The following is a 24,563-nucleotide window of genomic DNA, read 5'->3' as shown; positions in this document are numbered from 1 at the left end:
GTGCTCATTTCAGGCCCTCCACCAATTCGCGGAAATGGTCGCCGCGCGCTTCGAAGTCACGGTACTGGTCGAAGCTGGCGCAGGCCGGCGAGAGCAGGACGGTGTCGCCCGCCTCTACCTTCGCGGCGGCAGCGCTCACCGCGCGGTCGAGCGTTTCGCACTGCTCCACCGGAACGCGGCCTTCGAGGAGTGCTGCAAAGTCGGGACCCGCCTTGCCGATGGTGTAGGCGGCTTTCACGTGGCCCAGTTCGGCCTCGCACTCGCCCAGCCCGGGTTCCTTGGCGAGCCCTCCGAGGATCCAGTGGATGTTGTCGAACGCTGCGAGAGCGGGTGCGGAGGCAGCAGTGTTGGTGCCCTTGCTGTCGTTGACATAGGCGACGCCGGAGATTTCAGCGACGCGCTCCATGCGATGGGCAAGGCCGCGGAAATTGGCGAGCGCAGCATTCACTGTCGGTCGGTCGACACCGAGGTCGAAAGCGACAGCCCAGGCCGCATAGGCGTTCTGCGCATTGTGCGGACCCTGCAGCGAGAGGGCGCCATCGAGGTCGAGAAACGCGCTGTCTTTCGCCCCTGTCGCAAGCGTGGTCACTTCTCCGGGCCCGTCGATCTGCCTGATCGCTTCGGCAATTTCCGGATCGCAGCTGGCATCGACGCCGGTATGCCCTTCCGACTGCATGGCGAACAGGCGCAGCTTCGATGCGCGATAGGCCTCGAACCCGTCGTACCGGTCGAGATGGTCAGGCGTCACGTTGAGCAGCACAGCCACATCGCAATCGAGGGAATAGGTCAGGTCGATCTGGTAACTCGAGAGCTCCAGCACATAGACACCGCCCTTGGGCAGCGGCTCCTGCTCCAGGATCGGGAGGCCGATATTGCCGCCCATGGTGGTCGGCACGCCTGCGGTTTGAAGGATGTGGTGGACCAGCGCGGTGGTGGTCGACTTGCCGTTGGTGCCGGTGATGCCGACGACCCTGTGCGGCGGCAGATCCGCCCGCGCTTGCGCGAAAAGCTCGATATCGCCGATGATCGGAATGTCCTGCTCGCGCGCAGCAGCGGCAAGCGGGTGCGTGTTGAGCGGGACGCCGGGCGACAGCACCAGCGCGTCGAATTCGAACATTGTCCAATCGGTGAAGTCGTCGATGAACAGCCGGTCGTCCATCAAGTCGCTATGCTCGTCGCGCACCGCTTTGCAGGCCTCGGGATTGTCGTCCCAGGCAAGCACTTCAGCCCCACTCGCAAGCAGCGCCCGCACCGTCGCCCGCCCGGACCGCGCGAGGCCGAGCACCGCGTATCTCTTGTCCTTCCAGGCAAGCGAGGTGATCATCGTAGCTTGAGCGTCGCGAGCCCCAGGAGTGCGAGCACGATGGCGACGATCCAGAACCGGATCACGACCTTGCTCTCGGACCAACCGAGCTGCTCGAAATGGTGGTGGATTGGGGCCATGCGGAAGACCCGCTTGCCCGTGCGTTTGAACCAGAAGACCTGGATGATGACGCTCAATGCCTCGAACACGAACAGCCCGCCGACGATGGCGAGGACAACCTCGTGATGCGTTGCCACGGCAATCGCGCCCAGCGCGCCGCCAAGGGCAAGGCTGCCCGTGTCACCCATGAAGACCGCAGCCGGCGGCGCGTTGAACCACAGGAAGGCGAGCCCCGCGCCCATGATCGCGGCGCAGAACACGGCCATTTCGCCAGCGCCCGGCACGTGCGGGATGCCGAGATAGGCGGAATAGTCCACGCGGCCGACGAGATAGGCGATGATGGCGAAGGTGCCTGCCGCGATGATCACCGGCATGGTTGCCAGCCCGTCCAGCCCGTCGGTCAGGTTCACCGCATTGCCCGCGCCCACGATAACGAAGGCGGCGAAGACGAAATAGAACCAGCCCAGCTCGATGCCGAAATCATTGACGAACGGCACGTAAAGGAAGGTGTTGATCTGGCTGACGATGATCCAGCTGGCTGCGCCTGCCACGATGAATTCGAACAACAGGCGGGTGCGGCCCGACACGCCCTTGTGGCTGGCCTTGGACACCTTGTCGTAATCGTCGAGGAAACCGATCAGGCCGAAACCGCCGGTCACGGCAAGGCAGGCCCAGATGAAGGGGTTCGACAGGTCCATCCACAGCAGCATGGAAATGAACAAGCTGACGAGGATCATCAGGCCGCCCATGGTCGGCGTGCCGCGCTTGGCGAGGTGGGTCTGCGGCCCGTCTTCGCGGATCGGCTGGCCCTTGCCCTGGCGCACGCGCAGCATGTCGATGAAGCGCGGACCGATGACGAGGCCGATCAGCAGCGCGGTCAGCAGCGTCGCGCCCGCGCGCGCCGTCTGGTAGCGGACCAGGTTGAACAGGCCTTCGAAATTCAGGTACTCGGCAAGGAGGTAAAGCATCGGGCCGCGCGGGCCTCCTATTCAGGGCGAGTGAAACGGTCCACGAGCCGGCCGAGACCGACCGAATTGGAGCCTTTCACCAGCACTGCGTCGCCCGACACGATGCCGAAATCCTCGAGCAGCTCCATCGCCTCGTCGGCGGTCTGGCAATGCTCCCACTCGAGCGGCTTGCCAAGCGAGTTCAGTACCGGTTTCCCCAGTTCGCGGGCCAGCGCGCGCATCTCGTCGCCCACCAGCACCGCATAGTCGATGTCGGCGGCAATCACGTGCTGCGCGAGGTCGGCGTGGAATTGCGGGCCGAAGTCGCCAAGCTCCTTCATCGCGCCCAGTACCGCGATGCGGCGAGTGGACGGCGTTGCGCCCAGCTGCGCAAGCGTGGCGCGCATGCTGGCGGGGTTGGCGTTGTAGCTTTCGTCGATCAGCAGCGCCTTGCCCCCCGGCGCGTCGATCCCGTGGCGCGCACCGCGGCCCTTGAGGCCGCCCATCTCGGCAAGCGCGAGGCCGGCTGCGGCCATGTCGCCGCCCGCTGCCCGCACGGCAGCCATCACGGCGAGCGAGTTGATGATCCAGTGTTCGCCCGGCTCGGCCACGGTGTAGCACAGGCGGCCGGTATCGAATTCGCAAGTGACGAGGCTACCGCCATTGGCGCTGGGAATGGCATCGAGCAGGCGCATGTCTGCATGGCGCGCCTTGCCGAAGCTGACGATCTTCGCGCCGTGACGCTCTGCAGCGGCGCGCAGCTGCTCGTAGTGGGGCGTGTCGGCGGGGATGACCGCGGTGCCGCCAGCCTCCAGCCCGGCAAAGATTTCCGCCTTGGCGTCGGCGATGGCCTCCATCGAACCCAAATTCTCGATATGGGCGGGCGCAATCGTGGTGATGACCGCGACATGCGGGCGGACCTGCGTGGTCAGGCCCTCGATCTCGCCGGCATGGTTCATGCCCATCTCGAACACGCCGAAACGGCTGCGGGCACCCATGCGCGCAAGGCTGAGCGGCACGCCGACATGGTTGTTGTAGCTGCGGGTCGAACGGTGCGCGGCCCCGCGGCTGGCGCGTTCGAGCGCGGCGAAGATGGCTTCCTTGACGCCCGTCTTCCCGACCGATCCGGTGACACCGATGATACGCGCCTGCGTGCGTTCGCGGGCTGCGCGGGCCAGCGCTTTCAACGCCTCGGTCGTGTCTTCGACCAGGATGTGCGGATATTCGACCGGGCGGTCCACCAGCGCGGCGACCGCGCCGTTGGCGAAGGCCTTGTCGAGGAAGCGGTGGCCGTCCATCGCCTCGCCCTTCAGCGCGACGAAGAGATCGCCGTGCACCACGTCGCGGCTGTCCATTTCGACACCCGCGACCTGGAAATCGCAGCTGGCCGTACCGCCCGTCGCCTCGGCGATGGCGCGGGCATCCCACAGCGTCAGCGGCAAGCGGTCGCGCGGGTCGGCATGCCAGTCGATGAAAGCCGGATGGCGCAATATGGCAGCGCTCATGCGTCACCTCTGGCGAGTGCGGCAGCGCATTCGCGCGCGACTTCCACATCGTCGAAGGGCAGCACCTTCATGTTCTCTCCCGATCCGATGATCTGACCCAGTTCGTGTCCCTTGCCCGCGACGAGCACGATGTCGTCGGGACCGGCCTCGCCGATGGCGGCGCAGATGGCGTCGCGGCGGCCTGCTATCTCGCGGGCGCCCTTCGCGCCTTCAAGCACGGCGCGGCGGATATCCGCAGGGTCTTCCCCGCGCGGATTGTCGTCGGTGACGATAACCACATCGCTCGCCTTGGCAGCGGCCTCGCCCATCGGCGCGCGCTTGCCGTGGTCGCGGTCGCCGCCGGCACCGAAGACCGTGATGAGACGGCCCGTGACATGCGGACGGAGCGCGGCGATGGCCGCCTTGATCGCGTCGGGCGTATGGGCATAGTCGATATAGACCGGCGCACCCGAGGGCGCGATGACCGCGCGTTCCAGCCGCCCGCGCACGGGCTGCAGGCGGGCAACGCCGTCCCAGACGCGGCCGGCATCGATACCGGTCGCAAGCGCAAGGCCTGCAGCGACAAGCGCGTTCGAGATCTGGTAGGCACCGATCAGGGGCAGGTTGATGGTCCGCTGCGCCCCGGCGTGCTCGACCGTCAGCGACTGGCCGAGCTGCGTCGGCTCGCGCTTGACGAGGCGGATGTCATCGCCCGTTTCGCCGACCGTCATGACCGAAAGACCGCGCGCCCTTGCGTGTTCGACCACGCGCGCATTCCAATCGCTGCCGTCGAGCCAGACCACCGCAGTCGCGCCGTCCGATGCCACCTCGTCGAAGAGGCGCATCTTGGCCGCGAAATAGTCTTCCATGTCTTTGTGGTAGTCGAGATGGTCGCGGCTGAAATTGGTGAAGGCAGCCGCTTCGACCGGCACCCCCTCGTTGCGCGATTGCCACAGGCCGTGGCTCGACGCTTCGTAGGCGACATGCGTTACGCCTTCGCGCGCAAGGCCGCTCATGTTCGACAGGAAAGTGACGATGTCGGGCGTGGTAAGGCCGGTGGAAACGCTCTCGTCCGGGGTGGTAACACCCAGCGTACCGATGCTGGCCGCGCGCTCGCCCGCCATACGCCAGATCTGGCGCGTCATTTCGACGGTGGAGGTCTTGCCGTTGGTGCCGGTGACCGCGACGATATGGTCGGGCACGGGGGTGAAGAACTGTGCCGCCAGCAGGGCGAAGGCCTTGCGCGGTTCGTCGGCCGCGATGTGGAGTGCGCCGTCTACCTTTGCTTCGGGCCGTGCGACGACTGCGATTGCGCCTGCCTCGATGGCGGCAGGGATGTAATCCTCGCCATTGGAAACGCTGCCGCGGAACGCGCCGAAGACCGTGCCGGGCGCGACCTTGCGATTGTCGATCGCAAAGCCCGTGACGCTGGCATCGCCCCCTTCGGGACACGCCATGCCAGCCTTTTCACACAGCCTTGAAAGCTTCACTCCTGCGCCTCCGGGATCAGCGGCTTGATTGCCGAGATGTCGATGTCGCGCGTATCGTCGGGGCGCACGCCGATCAACGGCCCGATGCGCGGGACGAGCCGGCCCACGATGGGCGCTGCATTCCATGCGGCAGTCCGCTGGAAACTGGAGGCGACGGTGCCCTTGGGCTCGTCGAGCATGGCGATAATGACGTAGCGCGGACGGTCCATCGGGAAGGCCGCGGCGAAGGTCGAAACCAGCGCGGTCTTGCGATAGCCGGCCGAACCGCCGGGCTTTTCGGCAGAGCCGGTCTTGCCGCCCACACGGTAACCCGGTGCGTCGGCATTGCGGCCGGTACCGTAGACGGCAATGGCGCGCATCATCTGGCGCATCCGGCTGGAGGTGGAAGCCTTGAACACGCGGCGACCCTTGGGTGCTTCGCCCGCGCCCAGCTTCTTCAGTGTAGCGGGACGCCAGACACCGCCGTTGACCATGGCGGCATAGGCGCTGGCGAGGTGCAGCGGGGTCACGGCGATACCGTGGCCGAAACCAACGGTCATGTTGGTCAGGCGCGCCCAGTCGCCGCGCGGCCAGAGCGGGAAGCCCTTGGCCGGCAGTTCGATGTGCGGACGCTCGTTCATGCCCATGTCGATCATGTACTGGCGCAGGCGTTCCGGCCCCATGTCGTCGGCGATACGAGCAGTGGTGGTGTTGGACGAGTGGATCAGCGTTTCCACCGCGTTGAGCGTCGGGCCCATCGCGTGGCTGTCCTTGATGGTGAAGCGGCCGACCTTCACGGGCGATGCGTCGTAGCGCTTGCCGAGGTCCCGGATCGTGCCGGAATCGATCGCGGCCGCCACAGTCAGCGGCTTGAAGGTCGAACCCAGTTCGTAGACCTGGTTGGTCACGCGGTTGAACATCAGCGCCTGGCCGCGTTCGTCGATCTTGTTGGGGTCGAATTCGGGAAGCGAGGCCAGCGCGAGCACTTCGCCCGTATCGACGTCGAGCACGATGCCCGCACCGCCCTGCGCCTGCGTCAGCTTCATGCCGCGGCGCAGTTCATCCTCCAGCGCGCCCTGCACGCGCACGTCGATCGACAGCGCGACCGGCGTGCCGCGGGTAGCGGGATTGCTGAGATGGTCGTTCAGGACCTGCTCCATCCCGACGCGGCCCGTGCCGTCGGCAGCGACATAGCCGAGCACGTGCGCGCCCATCGCTCCCTGCGGATAGTGGCGGTCCTGCTCCATCGGTACTTCGAGCGCGAGCTCGCCGATTTCCTGCACACGGTTGGCTTCTTCCGGCAGCAGGCGGCGGCGCAGGTAGCCCTGCTTGCCCGACGCGAGATGCGCGGTCAGCTTGTTCTCGTCGAGATCGGGGAAGATGGCGACCAGCTTGCGCGCCACTTCGCGCGGCGAACGCACCAGCGGATCGCCGTCCTCGCCCAGCGCCTTGGGATTGAACCACAGGGCATAGGCCGGGAAAGCGCGCGCCAGCGGCACGCCGTTGCGGTCGGTGATCTCGCCGCGCGGGGGCAGCAGGGCATCGGCCAGCGAGGTAGCGCGGGCGCCCTCGCCGTTCATGCCGAGATAGGAAATGCGCATCAGCGCGACCATTGCGGCCAGCGCGAAAGCGAGCGCGATCCACAGCACGCGCCAGCGCGCGAGGTCGAGCGAGCGCTGGCGCAGCGTGACGAGCTGCACCCGCCCGCTTGCAACCGCCATGCTAACCGCGCCGGGCCCGCCATGGATGGCGGAAAAAGCGTTCACCGAGCCACCTCGGCAGCGGCAAGCGTGGCATTGCCCGGCTGCGACAGGCGCTGGGCAAGCGTGGTGGCGAGGCCGTTTGCGACGTCACGCCGGGCGTCGGCGGGAGGTTGTTCCTCCTCGCCGAGCCAGTCCCCGAAGAGGCTCTCTTCGTCTTCACCCTGGCTGACAGGGCGGAGCATGGCGACACGAATGGGCTCCGGGGCATCCATCCCGCGCGGCGAGCCGAGCGCGGCGAGCTGGCGTTCCTGCTCGACATACTGGTCGGCCCGGGGGGCGGAATATCCGAACTCGACCTGGTTCCAGGCGGCGAGCTGCTGCTGGCTGGCGCGGGTCTGGAACTCGGTTTCGAGCATCAGCTTGGCGCGTTCGGCAGCGATGATCTGGCGTTCGACAAGGCGCACGTCGCTCTTCACCGCGTTCACTTTGAAGGTGAGCGCGAGGAGCACTGCAAGGCAGGCGCCGAGCGAGAGGAGCCAGCCGATCTGGTGCAGGCGGGAAGACCGGGCCATCATGCCGCCTCCCTCGCTTCTGTGGCCGTGCGCGTGGCATGGCGCAGGACCGAGGAGCGGGCGCGCGGGTTGCGCTCGATCTCGGCATCGGTCGGCTTGATTGCCTTGGAAACCTTGATGAAGACCGGATCGCGCTGCGCCGCCTGTGGGACGTGACGCGAGGCGCTTGGGGTTGAGGATGCCTCGCGCAGGAAGCGCTTGACGATCCGGTCTTCGAGGCTGTGGAAGCTGACCACCGCAAGGCGGCCCCCTTCGCGCAGCAGGTGTTCGGCGGCGGACAGCCCCTGGGACAGTTCGTCGAGCTCGCCGTTCACGTGAATCCTGATGGCCTGGAAAGTGCGGGTGGCTGGGTCCTTCTTGTCATGGGGCTTGTGCCCCAGGGCGCTGCGCACCACGCGCGCCAGTTCGCCGGTCGTCTCCAGCGGGCGCGCGGCGACGATGGCGCGGGCCACGCGGCGCGACTGGCGTTCCTCGCCATAGCGATAGATGACGTCGGCAATCGCCGCTTCGTCGGCAGTATTGAGAAAATCTGCCGCGCTTTCACCGTCCTGGCTCATGCGCATGTCGAGCGGACCGTCCGCGGAAAAGGCGAAGCCGCGCTCCGCCTGGTCAAGCTGCATTGAAGACACACCGATATCCATCACCACGCCATCGACTCGCGCCACCCCGGTCGACGTCATGACGTCGAGCATTTCGGAGAAACGATGCGGATGGAGAATAAGGCGCGGCGGGTTTTCCCCCGTCTCGCGCCAGGTGCGACCCGCAGCAATTGCGTCGGGATCCCGGTCGAAGGCATGGACCGTCGCGCCGCGCTCCAGCAGCGCGCGCGTATAGCCGCCCGCACCGAAGGTCGCGTCGATGACGACGTCGCCCGGCTGCGGGTCGAGAGCCTCGATCACTTCGTCGAGGAGGACGGGGATATGGGGCGCGGCGCTCATTTGCCCTTCGCCTTCGCTTCGGCGAGGAAGCTTTCGCAGGCCGCCTTCGCGCCCGCCCATTCATCGTCCATCTTGGCCAGTTCGGCAGGGTTCCACAGAGTGAAGAAGCGGCCGCCGCCCTGGAAATAGAGACCGTCCTCGATCTTGCCGAGCGCACGCAGGTGCTCCGGCATCACGAAGCGGCCGCTGTCGTCGAAGGGCATCTCGATAAAGCCGAACAGCTGGCTGGCGCGGGTGTCGCGGTCGAAATCCCTGCCGAGGCGCACGGCCATTTCTTCCTCGCGGTCGAGCTGGTCGTTGAGCTCTTCCTTGCGCGACAGGCCGAAGCCGACGAGGCAGTCCCACTTGTTGTGCTTCATGAGGCACAGCACGCGGCCGTCACTGGATTCCTTGAGCGCCTTGCGGAAGACCGGCGGAAGCACAAAGCGGCCCTTGTCGCCCGCAGGCGAATAGGCTTGTCCGCTGTACCCTCCGAATTGCACCTGCCCCGTCCCCGGCTCGTGTTCGACACATTGCCCGGACACACCTCCCCCGTCCCGGGCGAGCAAGGCTCGACCGGCTCGCCCAACCCATTGATCGAGCGCGCAAAGACACTGGCTGTCCGATGTCAGGTAGATTTATCGCGGGAGACGCGGGGATGGAAGGGAAAATTGCGGGAAATTACGGGATAAACCAGCAATATACTGATTTATAATGTGTTTTTACCGAAAAAGCTTGTGGGCAATCTTACCACATCCTTAAGCCAAGTCACGGAATTCCGCGGAGAATCGGGTGCGGTCCCGCAAATTCCCGGCATCCCTCCCGGGTTTTCCCGTACCCTAACGCTTCCGGAGTCGCGCCAGCAGCGACTCGACTGCGGCACGGCGGTTTTCGTCGTCGCTTTCGGTGTCGAGGATGGCGGCATCCGCCAGCAGCAGCACGCGCCCCTCGCCCACGCTGCAATCGGCCAGCAGGCCTTCGCCCGCGATGGCGCATTCGGCATCTTCACCGCTTTCCGCCGCAACAAAGCGACCGGCCAGCCGGACAGGCACCGCCACATCGCCGACCGTGACGACGCGCTCTTCCTCGCCCTGCGCATCGTCGAATTCGAGCGCGAGGCCCCAGCGTGCGAGGATGGGCGAGATCAGCACGACATCGAAGGGCCGGCGCGGATCGCCCAGCGCGAAATCGGAATGCTGGGTCAGGAAGGGATCGGCCAGCACCAGCGCCCTGCCCCCTCCGCGCACCCAGTCGTCGAGCGCGACGTTCTCGGCGGCCGACAAGGCGCGCGGCTGTGCGATGAGAAGCGTGTCGAGGCCGGAGATGCCACCGACTTCCAGCGTGTCGAGCGGCACCAGCTCGTGACGTTCTTCCAGCGCGGCACGAACCCAGGAAGGCTCCTGCGCTTCAGGTTCGAGCATGGCGGCAATGTCCTGCTGCTCGTTCCAGTAGATCGGCAGTGTGGTGAACAGGCCCAGCCGCTCGCGCGGTCCTTCGGCGGCAGCCTCGTCCGCCGCGCCGCCATCCGCCCCGCACGCGGCGAGCAGGAGGGCGGCAAGCGGAGCTAGGAGGTTATTCGCCCGCAGGCGCGGCATTGCCGACACCCTGTTCGGGCACGGGGGCCGGACTTTGCGATGCGGTCGGGCTGGGTCCGGCGGGAAGATCGGGGACCACGCCCGCTTCCACCAGCGGGTCGGCCTGCGTCGGGCCGGCGCTCGGCTCGGTCGTGGAGGCAGCTTCCGGCACGGCAGCGGCATCGACTTCGCGGGTGCGTTCCTGGACGAGGCTCGCAAGTCCGACGAGCAGGACCATCAGGACCACACCGGCCACGCCGATCTGCATGCGATGAATGGCCTGCGCACGGGTGCCCCCGAGCGGAACCTCGGGAAGCTCGCCCGGCTCGGGCTTGCTGGTCGACAGATCGAAATAGCGCGGCATTCGGGAGATTCTGCGCTGCTTGGGGCGCGAGGTCAATCGGTGCCTTCGAGCCAGTCGAACACCGGCAGGCCCTTCGCCTCCAGCCACTCTGCATTGTAGAGCGTCGAGAGATAGCGGAAGCCCGTGTCGCACAGGATGGTGACCACGCGCGGGTTTTCGCGGCCTTCGGCCACCAGCCGCTTGCCCAGTTCGACCGCGCCGCCGACATTGATGCCGCTCGACAGGCCGAGACACAGGCCTTCCTCGCGCAGCAGGCGAGCGACCCACTTCAAGCCTTCCTCGTCGGAAACGCGAAACTGCGTGTCGATCGGCGCGCCTTCGAGATTGCCGGTGATGCGGCCCTGGCCGATGCCTTCGGCAACCGAAGACCCTTCGGCCTTGAGTTCGCCATTGGCGTAGTAATTGTACAGCGCCGCGCCGTGCGGGTCGGTCAGGGCGATGACGACATTCTCGTCCAGTTCCTTAAGGCCCATGCCGACGCCGGCAATCGTGCCGCCGGTGCCCGCTGCACAGGTGAAGCCGTCGATCCGGCCGCCCGTCTGGTCCCAGATTTCCTTCGCCGTGCCTTCGATATGCGCCTTGCGGTTGGCGGTATTGTCGAACTGGCCCGCCCAGATGGCGCCCTCGATCTCGTCCGCCATGCGGCGCGAGACGTGCTGGAAATGGTTGGGGTCGGCGTATTTGGTCGGCGGGACGAGGACCAGCTCCGCGCCGAGCGCGCGCAGGGTCTGCATCTTTTCCTTCGACTGGTTGTCGGGCATCACGATGATCGTGCGATAGCCCAGCGCATTGGCGACCAGCGCAATGCCGATACCGGTGTTGCCGGCCGTGCCTTCGACCACGGTGCCGCCGGGCTTCAGTTCGCCCCGCGCTTCTGCATCGCGGATGATGTAGAGCGCGGCGCGGTCCTTAACCGAGGCGCCGGGATTGGCGAATTCGCACTTGCCGTAGATGTCGCAGCCGGCTTCCGCGCTCGGCCCTTCGAGGCGGACGAGCGGCGTGTTGCCGATCAGGTCGAGCGTTCGCTCGCGAATGGGAATTGAAGTCATGTTGGCTGAGGTAGGCGCGCGGCACCTACCTCGCAAACAACATCAATCTTCAGGGGCGATAGTAACCTTCATCCCGTCGAGATCGCCGGTGAAGGGGATCTGGCACGACAGGCGCGAGGTTTCGGTGCGGTGGTCGGTCGATTCGAGCAAATCGTCCTCGTCCTCGCTCATCTTGGGGAGCTTGTCGGCAAAGGCCGGGTCGACATGGATGTGGCAGGTCGCACACGAACAGCAGCCACCGCACAGCGCCAGCAGCTCGTCGAAGCCGTTGTCGCGGATCGCTTCCATTACGGTGAGGCCGTCCTCGACCTCGATCTCGCTCGTCTCGCCTTCGCGGGTGGTGACGATCAGCCTGGGCATCGATTGCGTATCCTTGTTGCCTCGCCCGCCTCGCGGGCCCTATGCCGCGTGCTGCTATTCAAAGTGACGCGGGAGCGCAAGGTGGGCCTGACCAATTCGCAATTGCGCGAGCATCTCGATGCCGTTGCCGCGCAGGACAAGGTGGTGGCCGGCGCGCTGGAGCGCTGCGGCTATCCCGAGGAACGCATCCGCCCGACCGGCTATCGCACCCTGCTGCGCACCATCGTCGGCCAGCAGGTCAGCGTGGCCGCTGCCGCCTCGGTCTGGAACAAGCTGGAGGCCGAACTGGGCGAGGACATGCACGCCCACGAACTGCTCGCCCGCGATTTCGACACGCTGCGCGCCTGCGGCCTCTCGCGCCAGAAACAGGGCTATGCCCGGTCCCTGTGCGAACTGGTGGCAAGCGGCGAGCTGGAGTTCGACAGCCTGCCGGAAGACGACGAGGAAGCCATCGCCGAGCTTACCCGCATCAAGGGGATCGGGCGCTGGTCGGCGGAAATCTACCTGCTGTTTGCCGAAGGGCGGCAGGATATCTGGCCGGCGGGCGACCTTGCCGTGCAGGAAGCGGTGGGGCGCCTGCTCGACCTGCCTGCCCGGCCTGGCGAGAAGGAAACCCGCACGCTGGGTGATCGGTGGAAGCCCTATCGCGGGGCGATGGCCATCTTCACCTGGCACACCTATAACAACGCGGCGCTGTGAGGGACGCACAAGGGGAGAGATATTCGATGAGCCAGCGTAAGGCCATTTTCATCACCGGCGGCGGATCGGGTATCGGCCGCGCCATCGCGCTCAAATTTGCCTCGGAAGGCTGGTTCGTCGGCCTCGGCGATATCGACCAGCGCGGCATGGACGAGACGCTGCAGCTGATCGAAAACGGCTTCACCTACACGCACAAGTTCGACGTGCGCGACCGCGCGGCATGGGACACGGCGCTGGACGGCTTCTCCACCGCGGCAGGCGGGCGCATCGACGTGCTCGCCAACAATGCCGGCATCCCGCTGGGCGGTGCACTGATCGAGAACAGCACCGAGGAAATCGAGCGCTGTCTCGACATCAACCTCAAGGGCGTGCTGTTCGGTGCGCAGGCGGCCTACCCCCACCTCAAGAAGACCGCGCCGGGCTCCTGCCTGCTCAACACCGCGAGCGCTGCGGGCATTTACGGCACGCCCGGAGCGAGCGTCTACACAGCGACCAAGTTCGGCGTGAAGGGCATCACCGAAAGCCTCGACGGCGAATGGGCGGATGATGGCATCCTCGTGCGCTCGCTCTGCCCCAGTTTCATCGACACGCCGCTGCTGGAGCACGCGCCCAATGCGCAGAGCAACGAGGCGATCCGCCAGCGCGTGAAGGACGCGGGGCTGGAAATCACGCCGGTTACCGATGTCGCGGAAGCGGCCTGGGCCGCGGTGCATGGCGACCGGCTTCACACTCTGGTGGGCAAGACCGCACGCAGCCTCGCCTTCGGGGCGCGCTGGATGCCCGGTAGGGTGCGCAAGCAGACCCGCTCCAGCCTGAGGCCGCTCGGCCAGTAGGGAGCCGCTTGTGAGAATTCGCCACCTGCTGCCGCTTGCGGCACTCGCCCTCGCCGTGCCCGGTGCCGCGCAGCTTCCGCAGGCAGAGCCTTACGTGCTCGGCCAGACCTACACGGTCGCAACCGAAATCCTCGAAGGCGAGAGCCGCAAGGTGACCTTGCGCCTGCCGGTGGAATACGAGGCCGAACCCGAACGGCGGTTCCCGGTCGTCTACCTGCTCGACGGCGGACCGGACCAGGATTTCGCGCATATCGCCGGCATCGCCCAGAGCCGCGAGATGAATTATTCGTTCGAGCCGTTCATCCTCGTCGGCATCCAGAGCGTGAACCGGCGGCACGAACTGGCCCCGCCCGTGGCCGACCCGCGCCCTTACGAACGGTTCCTCAACGCGACGCCCGGCGGTTCGCCCGCGTACCGCCGCTTCCTGCGCGAGGAGCTGAAACCGCTGGTCGAGGCGAATTTCCGCACCGACGGTCACGATGCGATCATCGGGGAATCGCTTGCCGCGCTGTTCGTGGTCGAGACGCTGCTCGAAGACCCCGAACTGTTCGACGACTACATCGCGATCTCCCCCTCGCTATGGTGGGAGGCGATGAAATACGGACGCGAGGCAGCGGGCTATTTCGCGCGTCATCCGGCGGGTAAGCGCAGGCTCTACCTCACCACCGCGAACGAGGGCGACTGGCACCGCGAAGGGACCGAACGGCTGGTCGCGGCACTGCGCAGCGATGCGCCCGAGAGCCTGCGCTGGACCTTCGTGGACGCAGGCGAGAGCGAGACGCACGGCACGCTCTTCCACCCGATGGCGCTCGATGCCTTCCGCACGCTCTACGGCACGCCCAGCCGCGAATATCGCGGCAGCCCGCTGATCGGCGGGCCGGCGATTACCGAGCGCACGGCAGAGGAAAAAGCCCTGCTCGAGCGCGAATGCACGCGCGACAACAGCCGCGCGATGACGCCGGGCACCGCAGAACGCGGGCGCGAGGCGCTCTATTACCGCTGCCTGCTGCTGGAACTCGGCCCTGCCCCGCGGGAAGGGACGCTGGGCGACTAGACCAGCGCGTCGATCTTCTTGGCCATGTTAACGTCGCGCAGGGACAGCCCGCCCGCGTCATGCGTGGTCAGGGTGATTTCGACGCGGTTGTAGACGTTGAACCATTCGGGATGGTGATCGCGCTTTTCCGCCATGATGGCGACGCGCGTCATGAAGGAAAACGCCTCAGCGAAGTCAGCAAATTCGAACTTGCGCTCGATCGCAGCGCCGTCGCGAGCCAGCGACCACTTGGGCAACGCACGCAGCCAGGTGGTGCGCTCTTCCTCGGTCAGTTGTTCGACGGCGGCCATTTGCGAATCTCTCCTGCTTGTCGCTGCGGGCGCTTTTGCCTATCGCTCGCGCCCATGCAAGCGCGCCTCGCAGCAATGGACCTCGCCTGCCGCCGCGGCGAGCGGCTGCTTTTCCGTGGGCTGTCCTTTTCCTGCGAACCGGGCGCCGCATTGCAGCTCGCGGGCGCCAATGGCATCGGCAAGTCGAGCCTCATCCGCATCCTTGCGGGCCTGCTACGCCCGTTTGCCGGACAGGTCGAAAGCGAAGGCGCCATGGGTCTTGTCGACGAACGGCTGGCGCTCGATGCGAACCTGCCGCTGGGCCAGGCGCTCGCTTTCTGGGAAAGCCTCGACGGGTGCCGCGATGCGGGACGCGCATTCGAGGTGCTGCAGCTGGACCCGCTGCTGGACGTGCCCGTGCGCTACCTGTCCACCGGCCAGAAGAAACGCGCCGCGCTCGCCCGCCTGCTAAATCGCAACTGCCCGATCTGGCTGCTGGACGAGCCGCTGAACGGGCTCGACACGCAGGCGATGAAGAGCGTGGAGGCACTGGTGGCGCTGCATTGCGGGCGCGGCGGCATCGCGGTCGTCGCCTCGCACCAGCCGATGGCACTTCCCGATCCGCAGAAGATCGATCTGGCGAGGTTCTCGGCATGAACGGTTTTGCGACCCTGCTGCGCCGCGATCTCGGCCTTCTCCTGCCCGGCGGACGCGGCGGCGCGGGCGTCTTGCCGCTGCTGTTCTTTCTTGCCGTCGCCATGCTCTACCCCTTCGCGGTCGGGCCCGATGCGCAATTGCTGGGCCGGACCGGGGGCGGCGTGATCTGGGTGGCGGCGCTGCTGGCGGCGATCCTGCCGCTCGAAAAGCTGGTATCGGGCGATCTGGAGGCTGGGGTGTTCGACCAGCTGGCCCTGCGCGGTGTGAGCGAGGAATGGGCCATGGCCTCGCGCCTCATCGCGCACTGGCTCGCCTTTGCGCCGCTGTTGCTGGTGGCGACCCTGCCCGCTGCCGCCCTGCTCGGACTGTCGGGCGAGACGACGCGAACGGTCCTTCTCGGACTGCTGGCAGGCACGCCGGGGCTTGCCGCCGTAGGTCTTGCCGTCGCGGCGCTGACTGCCAGCCTGCGAGGAGGCGCAGCCCTTGCCGGACTTATGGTGATCCCGCTCGCCGTGCCGATCCTGATTTTCGGAGCCGGCAGCCTTGCCCGCCCGGACCCCAGCGGCCTGCTGCTGACCGCGGCAATCAGCCTCGGCCTGTGCGCCCTCGCCCCGATTGCCGCAGGCGCGGCGATCCGGGCTGCACGGGAAAGCTGACGGGACCTACGACACGCAGTGTCGCAAGGGCGACCGCCCGCCCGAGCCTTTGCGAGGTAGCCAAGCAGTGCGGACGCACTGCGCCCGGCGACTGAGGGCGCTTAAGCGTAAGGCGGCTTGTGGAGGCCCTTGGGGCTTTCGGTGAAGATTTCCACGCCGTTCTCGGTGATGCCGATCGAATGTTCGAACTGCGCCGAAAGCGACTTGTCGCGCGTCACGGCGGTCCAGCCGTCGCTCAGCATCTTGGCGTGCGGTCGGCCAAGGTTGATCATCGGTTCGATGGTGAAAAACATCCCCGGCTTCAGCAGCGGGCCGGTGCCCTTGCGGCCGGTGTGGATCACTTCGGGTGCGTCGTGGAACAGGCGACCAAGACCGTGGCCGCAGAATTCCTGCACCACGCCGTAACGGTTCTGGCGCGCATGCGCCTCGATCACCGCGCCGATATCGCCGAGGCGCGCGCCGGGCTGCGAGGCCGCCTCGATGCCGAGCATGAGGCATTCGTAGGTCACGTCGACCAGCCGCCTGGCCTTCAGGGGAACGTCGCCGACGAGGTACATCCGGCTGGTATCGCCGTGCCAGCCGTCGAGCAGCGGGGTCACGTCGATATTGATGATGTCCCCGTCCTTGAGCGCCTTGTCGCCCGGGATACCGTGGCAGATCACGTGGTTGATCGAGGTGCAGCAGCTGTGCGCATAGCCGCGATAGCCCATGGTCGCTGGTACCGCGCCGCCATCCAGCGTCATGGTCCGCACGAGATCGTCGATCTCCCCCGTGGTCACGCCCGGCTTCACGAAATCGGTCAGCTCGTCGAGGATCTGCGCAGCCAGCCGTCCGGCCTTGCGCATGCCTTCGAAGCCTTCGGGCCCGTGGAGCTTGATGGTCCCGTCGCGGTAGACGGTCTGTTCGCTGTCGATCACCTGGTATTCGGTCATGGCCGCCACATAGCGATGCCGGCGCGAAATTGCGAGGGGATCAGCGCGCGACGCGAAACGCTTCGGCGAATTCGGGCTTCACGGCGTCGAGGACAGAGGCTGTGACAGGGAAATTCAGTTCGTAGGCTCCCTCGGCATAGGATCCGGCGACATAGGGGCCGAAATAGATGCCGATCCGGTCGAAATGCTCACCGTCGGAAGAGCCGACGAAGACGCTCGCCTCGTCGAGGCCCGGGCAATCGTCGAAGATGCCCCCGGCTGCCCTGTCCACCTTCATGCCGCGCTTGCGCTCGCGCTGGCGGTCGAGCGCGTCGCACAACTTGCGGCCCAGCGCATTCTCCAGCGTAACGGGCGACTTGAACAGCGCGATGCCGTCCACTCCCTCGCCCGTTGCGCGGTTCCACACCATCGAGCTGCGGCCGTAATTTCCGTGCGCCCCGCCGGTGAAAACGTAGAGGTCCTGCGACAGGCTGAGCCAGCCGGGTATGTCGGCGACGACCTTCCATTCAACCTCGTAACCGCGGTTGACGCAGGAAATGCAGCCTTCGGGCGATGTTTGCAGCGCTTCGGCCCACTCCGCCTTCTGCTCGGCCAGCGCCTTCTCGCGCTCGGCAGTCAGGCGCTTGGCGAGCGCAGGGGTAGCAGACACCGCAGACGGCCATTTATAGGCGAACTCGCGTACCGCCTCGCCCTCCTTGTCGTCGTCCTCGAAGTCCACCGCCTTCGCGGTGTCGGCGGCCGGAGCCCCGGCATCCGCCGCCGCGTCCGCAGTCGCGGCAGGAGCTGGTTCGTCCGCCGCGTTCTCGGCTGGAGATTGCGAGCAGGCGGCACTCGACAGGGCGAGCGAAATCAGGAACAGGCTTCTACGCATCTCATTTCCATGCCCGAGATCAGATTAGTACGGGGTGAACTTCATGGCCGATACCGCCGCTCTCATCCAGCCCGACCAGGGCCAGGACGCAACGCTTATCCACCTTGTGAACAAGGACGGGTTCGATAACTGGGCGAAGAAGCTCTCCGCAGCCCAGCGTGCAGCGCTCAAGGCGCAGAAGTTCGATGGCAGCGGATACCAGGTGGGCATCGTGCCCGATGGGGATGGCTGGTTCGCGGTCGGCGGCGTCGCCAATCCCGACAAGCTGTCGAGCTGGTGCATGGCCAAGCTGGCCGAAGTCCTGCCCGAAGGCACCTATCGCCGTGCCGATGGCCAGCCCGGTCCCGCGCTGCACGGCTGGCAGACCGCGCAATACCGCTTCGAACGCTACAAGAAGCCCGAACAGCCGGTCGGCCCGCGTATCCTGCTGACCAAGGAAGCCGGCAGGATCGAAGGCGCCATCGCAGAAGCCAAGGCGGTCTGCCTCGTGCGCGATCTCGTCAATACGCCGGCCGAGGACATGGGCCCGGCAGACCTCGAAGACCAGGTGGAGAAGCTGGCCAAGCTCCATTCGGCCAAGGTCAGCGTGACCAGGGGCGACGCGCTGGAGCGGGATTATCCCATGGTCCATGCGGTCGGGCGCGCTGCGGCGCGCAGCCATGCACCGCGCCACATCCACCTCACCTGGGGCAAGGAAAGCGACCCCGTGCTGGCGATCGTCGGCAAGGGCGTGTGCTTCGATTCCGGCGGTCTCGATGTGAAAAGTTCTGCTGGCATGCTGCTGATGAAGAAGGACATGGGCGGCGCGGCCCATGCCATCGCGCTGTCCGGGCTGATCATGGGTGCCAAGCTGCCCGTGCGCCTGCACCTGCTGGTCCCGGCAGTAGAGAACGCCATTTCCGGCAACAGCTTCCGCCCGGGCGACGTGCTCAAGACGCGCAAGGGGCTGACCGTGGAGATCGGCAATACCGATGCCGAAGGGCGCCTGATCCTGGGCGATGCGCTGACCCGCGCGAGCGAGGAAAAGCCCGACCTCGTCATCGACTTCGCCACGCTGACCGGCGCGGCGCGCGTGGCGCTCGGCCCCGACTACCCTGCCCTGATGACGCGCCGCGACGAAACCGCACAGGCGCTGATCGAGGCGGGCAAGGCCAATGACGACGAACCGTGGCGCCTGCCCCTGCCCGAAGCCTATCGCGAATGGCTCAACTCCGACATTGCCGACACGAACAACGCCCACGCCAATTCCTTTGCCGGGGCGAGCGTGGCGGGCCTGTTCCTCGACAAGTTCGTGGGCGAAGGCATCGACTGGGCGCATTTCGACACATTCGCATGGCGCCCGATGCCCAAGCCGGGGCGGCCCAAGGGCGGCGACGCCTATGGCCTGCGCGCCGCGTGGCATATGCTCAAGGCGCGCTATGCGGGGACATGAGGGGCAGCCGTCTTGCGGGAATGTCCAAGCGCGGCTAAGCGCGCGGGCTTGTATCCAATAGCATGACATCCGGTTTCGTGAGCGAGCATACCAGCTATTCCCTGCCCGAAGGCATCGTCGGACTGAAAGGTCCGGTCACCCGGCCCGCGCCCGGGACGCTGCCGCTGCGCGGAGACCTGGCGCATATCGCGCTCGCCGGACGCTATCTGGCCGCACATTATGTCGTTCCCGTGAAACGCCGGATCGGCGATGCCGACGTCGTCCTGAAGGTTGGCATGCGCGACGATGCCGACAATGGCGCAACGCTGCCCGCCGGCAGCGAGGTGGAACTGCTCGACATCGCAGGCAACTGGGCATGGATCGCCGTCGGACCGGACGGGCCGAGCGGCTACGTCCACATCGGCGCGCTGGCTGCCGAAAGCGGTGCATAAGGTCTTCATCGACGGCGCGGCCGGGACCACCGGCCTCGAAATTGCCGCACGGCTGGAAGGCCGCAGCGAATTCGCGCTGATCACTCTCGACGACGAACGCCGCAAGGACGCCTCCGCCCGCCGCGAGGCGCTGAACGAGACTGATGTCGCCATCCTCTGCCTGCCCGACGATGCCGCGCGCGAAGCGGTCGCGCTGATCGATCCGGCCAGCGGCACGCGGGTGATCGACGCCTCGTCCGCACATCGCACGGCCGAGGGCTGGTGCTACGGCTTCCCCGAGCTGGTCGGCGCCGACCGCGTGGCCGACGCTCGCCGGATCAGCAATCCGGGCTGCTACCCCACGGGCTTCCTCGCCCTTGTCGCGCCGCTGGTGCGCGAGGGCCTGCTGCCCGCCGACTGGCCCTATACGGTAAATGCCGTCAGCGGATATTCGGGCGGCGGCAAGGCGCTGATCGAACGCTTCGAGGCCGGAGGCGCGCCCGCTTTCCGCGCCTATGGCTACGACATGGCGCACAAGCATTTGCCTGAAATGAAGCGCCATGCCGGGCTCGAACATCCCGTGATCTTCGCCCCTGCCGTGGTCCCTGCCTATCGCGGCATGATCGTGGAAGTCCCGCTGCATCTCGGCGCGATGGCGAACGACCCGAGTGCCGATACCCTGCGCGATGCGCTGCGGGCATTCTATGCCGGATCCAAGGTCGTGACCGTTCGTGATGAGGGCGTACCGGGCGAACTGCTGCTGGAACAGGATGCCGCGCCGTGGGACGGGATCGAGCTTGCGGTGTTCGGCAATGAAGGCGGCTGGAACGCGCGGCTGGTCGCGCGGCTCGACAATCTCGGCAAGGGAGCGAGCGGGGCCGCGGTTCAGAACCTCAACCTCTTGTGCGGCCTTCCCGAAACCGCCGGCCTGCAGCTTTAGCCTTGCCTAAAATTTAGGCAGTACCCGACTGCGCTTTAGGCAGCGGCGGCGCGCAAATCAGCCCCGATTGCGCAGTCTTGGCAAAACTCTTGCCGAAAATGGCGCAATCCCGCCGCAGGGCTTGCCGAATCCCTCCCGCACCGCCATCGCGCCGCTTGGCACGATTCTTGGAACACCGCGCGTAAGCGCGCATTCGTTCACCAGGGCGTGCGCAATTCTGACCAGGCGGGAAACAGGCCACGTGAAAAAGATCGAAGCGATCATCAAGCCCTTCAAGCTCGACGAGGTGAAGGAAGCGCTGCACGAAATCGGCGTGTCCGGCATCACCGTGACCGAGGCCAAGGGTTTCGGCCGCCAGAAAGGCCACACCGAGCTGTATCGCGGCGCCGAATACGTCGTCGATTTCCTGCCCAAGGTGAAACTCGAAGTCGTCGTCACCGACGACATCGCCGAACGCACCGTCGAAGCGATCGCTGCCGCCGCGCAGACCGGCCGCATCGGCGATGGGAAGATTTTCGTCTCGTCGATCGAAAGCGCGCTGCGCATTCGCACCGGCGAAAAGGACGAAGACGCAATCTGAGCTACCTGCCCGGCAATCCGCCGGGCGCAACACGAACTACCCCAGACGGAGGCAATAAAATGGCTAGTGCTAAGGACGTCCTCAAGCGCATCAAGGACGAAGGTATCGAGTGGGTCGACCTGCGCTTCACCGATCCCAAGGGCAAGTGGCAGCACCTGACCATGGTCGCCAAGATCCTGGGCGAGGACGAGTTCGAAGACGGCCTGATGTTCGACGGTTCGTCGATCGCCGGCTGGAAGGTCATCAACGAATCCGACATGATCCTGAAGCCCGACCTCGAGCGCGTCTACATCGACCCGTTCAGCGCCGAGCCGATGATGATCATCTTCTGCGACATCGTCGAACCCTCGACCGGCGAATGGTATGCCCGTGACCCGCGCACCACCGCCAAGCGCGCCGAAGCCTTCCTCAAGTCGACCGGCATCGGCGACACCATCTACGTCGGCCCCGAAGCCGAATTCTTCATGTTCGACGATGTCCGCTTCGAAGACGGCTATGCCGGATCGGGCTACGCTATCGACGACATCGAACTGCCGACCAACACCGGCAAGGAATACGAGAGCGGCAACCTCGCCCACCGTCCGCGTGCCAAGGGCGGCTACTTCCCCGTGGCCCCGGTCGACAGCGCCGTCGACATCCGCGGCGAGATGGTCTCGACCATGATCGAAATGGGCCTCAACTGCGACAAGCACCACCACGAGGTGGCCGCCGCGCAGCACGAACTCGGCCTCACCTTCGGCACGCTGGTCGAAACCGCCGACAACATGCAGATCTACAAGTATGTCGTGCACCAGGTCGCCCACATCTACGGCAAGACCGCGACCTTCATGCCCAAGCCGATCAAGGCGGATAACGGCAGCGGCATGCACACCCACATGTCGATCTGGGACAACGGCAAGCCGACCTTCGCCGGCAACCAGTACGGCGGCCTGTCGGAAAACTGCCTCTATTTCATCGGCGGCGTGATCAAGCACGCCAAGGCCCTCAACGCCTTCACCAACCCGACCACCAACAGCTACAAGCGCCTGGTACCGGGCTTCGAAGCGCCGGTGCTGCTGGCCTATTCGGCCCGTAACCGTTCGGCATCGTGCCGCATTCCCTATGGCACGGGCGACAAGGCGAAGCGCGTCGAATTCCGCTTCCCCGACGCGATGGCCAACCCCTACCTCGCCTATGCCGCGCTGCTGATGGCCGGCCTCGACGGGATCCAGAACAAGATCCACCCGGGCGAAGCCATGGACAAGAACCTCTACGACCTGCCGCCGGCCGAACTGGCCGACGTGCCGACCGTGTGCGGTTCGCTCCGCGAGGCGCTGGAATCGCTCGAAGCCGACCACGAGTTCCTGCTCAAGGGCGATGTCTTCACCAAGGACCAGATCGAGGCCTATGCCGAACTGAAGTGGGAAGAAGTCCTGCGTGTCGAAACGACGCCCTGCCCGGCCGAATTCGACATGTACTACAGCGCGTAAGCACTGCAGCCCTCAAGCAGCGAAGCAGTAGGGCGGACAAGACGCCCTCAAGCAGCGAAGCGGTAGGGCAACAATAAAAGGGCGTCCGGAGCGATCTGGGCGCCCTTTTGCGTCGGATTGCAGTGGCCATGCGTTTTGGTTTTCCTACGCGCCCTGTCCGCGCCTAATTCCCGCGCCTCAAATTTTCATCCGAGGTGCCGATCCATGAACCGCAAGACCATCTTCGACCACGTCCGCCGCCTGCTCGGCAGGGGCTTTCGCCAGAGCGAGGTAGAGGCGCTCGACCGCGTGCTCGACGAGGCGGGAGGAATTCTTCCCCAGGACCGTGTTCCATCCGTTCCATCCTGTGGTGTCTCGCCAGCGGGTATCCAACTGGTGAAGCGGTTCGAGGGATGCGCGCGGCTGCGGCCCGACGGGCTGGTCGAAGCCTATCCCGATCCGGGCACCGGGGCAGCACCTTGGACCATCGGCTGGGGCGCGACGGGCCCGGACATCGGCCCCGCCACCGTCTGGACCCGCGAGGAATGCGATGCGCGGCTCGAGGCCGACCTGCAGCGCCATGCCGCCGACGTGCGCGAGGCCATCGGCGATGTTCCGACCACGCAGGCGCAGTTCGATGCGCTCGTCAGCTTCCACTACAACACCGGCGCCATCCGCCGCGCCAGTCTGACCCGCTTGCACCGCGCCGGCCGGCATGGGGATGCGGCCAACGAGTTCGCGAGGTGGAAATACGCAGGCGGCCGCGTGCTCAAGGGCCTGGTGCGGCGGCGCAACGAGGAAGCGCGGCTATACCGTTCATGAGGCGAGACGGTTTACCAACCTTGCCAGCAGCTTAATCGGAACCCGAATCGGACAAGGTCCGTTACCCGAGGCAAAGGAGTTAACAAATGCGAGTTCTACTAGCAGGTGCCGCCGCGCTCGCCCTTGCAGCGAGCGGGGCCGCGGCACAAGGAAACGGTAATGGAAACGGCAAGGGCAATGGCGGCGACAAGCCTGCCGCTGCCCAGGCCAAGGGTAATGGCAATGCCAAGGCCGATCGCGGTCCGCAGCGCATGGAAGCGCGCGGTAACGGGAACGGCAACGCCAAGGCGGAACGCGGCAATGACCGCCGTCCCGCACAGGCCGGCAATGCCAACCGCGGTAACGGGAACGGCAACGGGAATGACCGTGTCGTCGAACGTCGCGGCAATGGAAACGGCAACGGAAACGACCGCAACGATGTGCGTGTGCGCTACGACGACCGCGGACGCGATGCGCGGGGCGTGAACGTGCGCTACGACGGCGGCGGCTTCTGGCTGGCCGGCGACCGCGAGCGCGGCCTGATCGACGGCTGTCCTCCGGGCCTCGCCAAGAAGCGCAACGGCTGCAACCCGCCGGGCCAGCTCAAGGACGATTATCGCCGCAGCCTGTTCGGTGTGGACTATCGCCCGAGCCTGTTCGGTCTCACCAGCTACGGCCGCGGCGACTATTACTACCGCGACGGTTATCTGGTGCGTTACGGCAATGACGGCATTTCGGGCTGGATCCCGCTGCTCGGCGGCGCGCTGGGCGTCGGCAACCTCTGGCCGGTCGGCTACACCAGCTACCAGGTGCCCGACTATTACGTCGACTATTACGGCCTCGGTGGACCGGACCGCTATCGCTATGCCGACAATGTGATCTACCGGGTCGATCCCGAAGATGCGGCGATCATGTCGATCGCGGCGCTGATCACCGGCGACGAGTTCGCCGTCGGCCAGCCGATGCCGCGCGGCTACGACGTCTACAACGTCCCTGCGCCCTATCGCGACCGGTACTACGACACGCCGGATGCCTATTACCGCTATTCGGACGGGTATGTGTACCGCATCGACCCGGAAACGCAGCTCGTGGCTGCCGCCATCGACCTGCTGATCTGAG

Annotated in this window: 27 protein-coding genes; 12 read left to right on the top strand and 15 right to left on the bottom strand. The window is 66.1% G+C overall.

Annotated features, from left to right (window positions below):
• Positions 1-4: 4 nt before the first annotated feature.
• The 12 genes from murD to GRI42_RS01175 all read right to left on the bottom strand — a co-directional run bounded on the left by murD (position 5) and on the right by GRI42_RS01175 (position 11,862).
• The gene (gene murD / locus GRI42_RS01230) at positions 5-1,324 is read right to left on the bottom strand and encodes a UDP-N-acetylmuramoyl-L-alanine--D-glutamate ligase (RefSeq protein ID WP_160606250.1); all 1,320 of its coding nucleotides are present in this window, start codon (positions 1,322-1,324) and stop codon (positions 5-7) included.
• Positions 1,321-2,391, bottom strand: coding sequence for a phospho-N-acetylmuramoyl-pentapeptide-transferase (mraY, locus tag GRI42_RS01225; protein ID WP_160606249.1), 1,071 nt, complete (start codon positions 2,389-2,391; stop codon positions 1,321-1,323). Before mraY ends, murD begins: the two co-directional genes overlap by 4 nt.
• Before the next feature lie 17 nt (positions 2,392-2,408).
• The gene (locus GRI42_RS01220) at positions 2,409-3,875 is read right to left on the bottom strand and encodes a UDP-N-acetylmuramoyl-tripeptide--D-alanyl-D-alanine ligase (RefSeq protein ID WP_160606248.1); all 1,467 of its coding nucleotides are present in this window, start codon (positions 3,873-3,875) and stop codon (positions 2,409-2,411) included.
• On the bottom strand, positions 3,872-5,344 hold the full coding sequence (locus GRI42_RS01215; RefSeq protein ID WP_160606247.1) for a UDP-N-acetylmuramoyl-L-alanyl-D-glutamate--2,6-diaminopimelate ligase: 1,473 nt from the start codon (positions 5,342-5,344) through the stop codon (positions 3,872-3,874). Before GRI42_RS01215 ends, GRI42_RS01220 begins: the two co-directional genes overlap by 4 nt.
• Positions 5,341-7,044 carry a peptidoglycan D,D-transpeptidase FtsI family protein gene (locus tag GRI42_RS01210; RefSeq protein ID WP_160606498.1) on the bottom strand — a complete coding sequence of 568 codons (1,704 nt, stop codon included), beginning with the start codon at positions 7,042-7,044 and terminating at the stop codon, positions 5,341-5,343. Before GRI42_RS01210 ends, GRI42_RS01215 begins: the two co-directional genes overlap by 4 nt.
• Positions 7,045-7,085: 41 nt before the next feature.
• On the bottom strand, positions 7,086-7,601 hold the full coding sequence (locus GRI42_RS01205; protein WP_234033753.1) for a hypothetical protein: 516 nt from the start codon (positions 7,599-7,601) through the stop codon (positions 7,086-7,088).
• The gene (rsmH, locus tag GRI42_RS01200) at positions 7,598-8,536 is read right to left on the bottom strand and encodes a 16S rRNA (cytosine(1402)-N(4))-methyltransferase RsmH (RefSeq protein WP_160606246.1); all 939 of its coding nucleotides are present in this window, start codon (positions 8,534-8,536) and stop codon (positions 7,598-7,600) included. Before rsmH ends, GRI42_RS01205 begins: the two co-directional genes overlap by 4 nt.
• Positions 8,533-9,018, bottom strand: a complete 486-nt coding sequence (locus tag GRI42_RS01195; RefSeq protein ID WP_160606496.1) for a division/cell wall cluster transcriptional repressor MraZ — start codon at positions 9,016-9,018, stop codon at positions 8,533-8,535. The genes rsmH and GRI42_RS01195 overlap by 4 nt, the downstream gene beginning before the upstream one ends.
• Before the next feature lie 336 nt (positions 9,019-9,354).
• Positions 9,355-10,110 (bottom strand): Gldg family protein, encoded by a 756-nt coding sequence (locus GRI42_RS01190; protein WP_160606245.1) that lies wholly within the window; start codon positions 10,108-10,110, stop codon positions 9,355-9,357.
• Positions 10,088-10,453 carry a hypothetical protein gene (locus GRI42_RS01185; RefSeq protein ID WP_160606244.1) on the bottom strand — a complete coding sequence of 122 codons (366 nt, stop codon included), beginning with the start codon at positions 10,451-10,453 and terminating at the stop codon, positions 10,088-10,090. The genes GRI42_RS01190 and GRI42_RS01185 overlap by 23 nt, the downstream gene beginning before the upstream one ends.
• Before the next feature lie 32 nt (positions 10,454-10,485).
• Entirely contained in the window at positions 10,486-11,502 is a 1,017-nt protein-coding gene (locus tag GRI42_RS01180) for a cysteine synthase A (RefSeq protein ID WP_160606243.1), read from the bottom strand.
• 42 nt (positions 11,503-11,544) lie between these two features.
• Positions 11,545-11,862, bottom strand: a complete 318-nt coding sequence (locus GRI42_RS01175) for a 2Fe-2S iron-sulfur cluster-binding family protein (protein WP_160606242.1) — start codon at positions 11,860-11,862, stop codon at positions 11,545-11,547.
• A gap of 81 nt (positions 11,863-11,943) precedes the next feature.
• Here GRI42_RS01175 and GRI42_RS01170 point away from each other — a divergent pair, with 81 nt between their 5' ends.
• Genes GRI42_RS01170 through GRI42_RS01160 form a run of 3 tightly spaced genes read left to right on the top strand, consistent with a single transcriptional unit; the run spans position 11,944 to position 14,448 of the window.
• Entirely contained in the window at positions 11,944-12,561 is a 618-nt protein-coding gene (locus tag GRI42_RS01170) for a DNA-3-methyladenine glycosylase family protein (protein ID WP_160606494.1), read from the top strand.
• Between the two features lie 26 nt (positions 12,562-12,587).
• Positions 12,588-13,394: an SDR family oxidoreductase gene (locus GRI42_RS01165; RefSeq protein ID WP_160606241.1), complete on the top strand. Its 807-nt coding sequence runs from the start codon at positions 12,588-12,590 to the stop codon at positions 13,392-13,394.
• A gap of 10 nt (positions 13,395-13,404) precedes the next feature.
• Positions 13,405-14,448 carry an alpha/beta hydrolase gene (locus GRI42_RS01160; RefSeq protein WP_160606240.1) on the top strand — a complete coding sequence of 348 codons (1,044 nt, stop codon included), beginning with the start codon at positions 13,405-13,407 and terminating at the stop codon, positions 14,446-14,448.
• On the opposite strand, the gene GRI42_RS01155 is transcribed toward GRI42_RS01160, so the two are convergent.
• Positions 14,445-14,738: a 4a-hydroxytetrahydrobiopterin dehydratase gene (locus tag GRI42_RS01155; protein WP_160606239.1), complete on the bottom strand. Its 294-nt coding sequence runs from the start codon at positions 14,736-14,738 to the stop codon at positions 14,445-14,447. The two genes, GRI42_RS01160 and GRI42_RS01155, sit on opposite strands and share 4 nt — an antisense overlap.
• A 54-nt stretch (positions 14,739-14,792) precedes the next feature.
• Between GRI42_RS01155 and ccmA the strand changes: the two genes are divergently transcribed.
• Both ccmA and GRI42_RS01145 read left to right on the top strand, forming a co-directional pair.
• Positions 14,793-15,374: a heme ABC exporter ATP-binding protein CcmA gene (ccmA, locus tag GRI42_RS01150; protein WP_160606238.1), complete on the top strand. Its 582-nt coding sequence runs from the start codon at positions 14,793-14,795 to the stop codon at positions 15,372-15,374.
• Positions 15,371-16,030 carry a heme exporter protein CcmB gene (locus tag GRI42_RS01145; protein ID WP_160606237.1) on the top strand — a complete coding sequence of 220 codons (660 nt, stop codon included), beginning with the start codon at positions 15,371-15,373 and terminating at the stop codon, positions 16,028-16,030. The genes ccmA and GRI42_RS01145 overlap by 4 nt, the downstream gene beginning before the upstream one ends.
• Before the next feature lie 101 nt (positions 16,031-16,131).
• On the opposite strand, the gene map is transcribed toward GRI42_RS01145, so the two are convergent.
• Complete coding sequence (map, locus tag GRI42_RS01140) at positions 16,132-16,962, bottom strand: type I methionyl aminopeptidase (protein ID WP_160606236.1); 831 nt, start codon at positions 16,960-16,962, stop codon at positions 16,132-16,134.
• A 40-nt stretch (positions 16,963-17,002) separates the two neighbouring features.
• Positions 17,003-17,833 carry a PdaC/SigV domain-containing protein gene (locus GRI42_RS01135; protein WP_160606235.1) on the bottom strand — a complete coding sequence of 277 codons (831 nt, stop codon included), beginning with the start codon at positions 17,831-17,833 and terminating at the stop codon, positions 17,003-17,005.
• A gap of 43 nt (positions 17,834-17,876) precedes the next feature.
• On the opposite strand from GRI42_RS01135, the gene GRI42_RS01130 reads away from it, so the two are divergent.
• The 7 genes from GRI42_RS01130 to GRI42_RS01100 all read left to right on the top strand — a co-directional run bounded on the left by GRI42_RS01130 (position 17,877) and on the right by GRI42_RS01100 (position 24,562).
• Positions 17,877-19,265, top strand: coding sequence for a leucyl aminopeptidase family protein (locus tag GRI42_RS01130; protein ID WP_160606234.1), 1,389 nt, complete (start codon positions 17,877-17,879; stop codon positions 19,263-19,265).
• A gap of 77 nt (positions 19,266-19,342) precedes the next feature.
• Complete coding sequence (locus GRI42_RS01125) at positions 19,343-19,696, top strand: hypothetical protein (protein ID WP_325065278.1); 354 nt, start codon at positions 19,343-19,345, stop codon at positions 19,694-19,696.
• Positions 19,689-20,615: an N-acetyl-gamma-glutamyl-phosphate reductase gene (argC, locus tag GRI42_RS01120; protein ID WP_160606232.1), complete on the top strand. Its 927-nt coding sequence runs from the start codon at positions 19,689-19,691 to the stop codon at positions 20,613-20,615. Before GRI42_RS01125 ends, argC begins: the two co-directional genes overlap by 8 nt.
• Before the next feature lie 241 nt (positions 20,616-20,856).
• Positions 20,857-21,195, top strand: a complete 339-nt coding sequence (locus GRI42_RS01115) for a P-II family nitrogen regulator (protein ID WP_160606231.1) — start codon at positions 20,857-20,859, stop codon at positions 21,193-21,195.
• Positions 21,196-21,254: 59 nt separating this feature from the next.
• On the top strand, positions 21,255-22,664 hold the full coding sequence (gene glnA / locus GRI42_RS01110; RefSeq protein WP_160606230.1) for a type I glutamate--ammonia ligase: 1,410 nt from the start codon (positions 21,255-21,257) through the stop codon (positions 22,662-22,664).
• Between the two features lie 204 nt (positions 22,665-22,868).
• On the top strand, positions 22,869-23,465 hold the full coding sequence (locus tag GRI42_RS01105) for a lysozyme (protein ID WP_160606229.1): 597 nt from the start codon (positions 22,869-22,871) through the stop codon (positions 23,463-23,465).
• Positions 23,466-23,551: 86 nt separating this feature from the next.
• Complete coding sequence (locus GRI42_RS01100) at positions 23,552-24,562, top strand: hypothetical protein (protein WP_160606228.1); 1,011 nt, start codon at positions 23,552-23,554, stop codon at positions 24,560-24,562.
• Position 24,563 lies beyond the last annotated feature (1 nt).

This window comes from Qipengyuania gaetbuli (assembly GCF_009827315.1).
In the GTDB taxonomy this organism is placed as follows: domain Bacteria; phylum Pseudomonadota; class Alphaproteobacteria; order Sphingomonadales; family Sphingomonadaceae; genus Qipengyuania; species Qipengyuania gaetbuli.
Note: the sequence above shows the minus strand (reverse complement) of the source record. Positions and strands in the feature narration are given on the sequence as shown.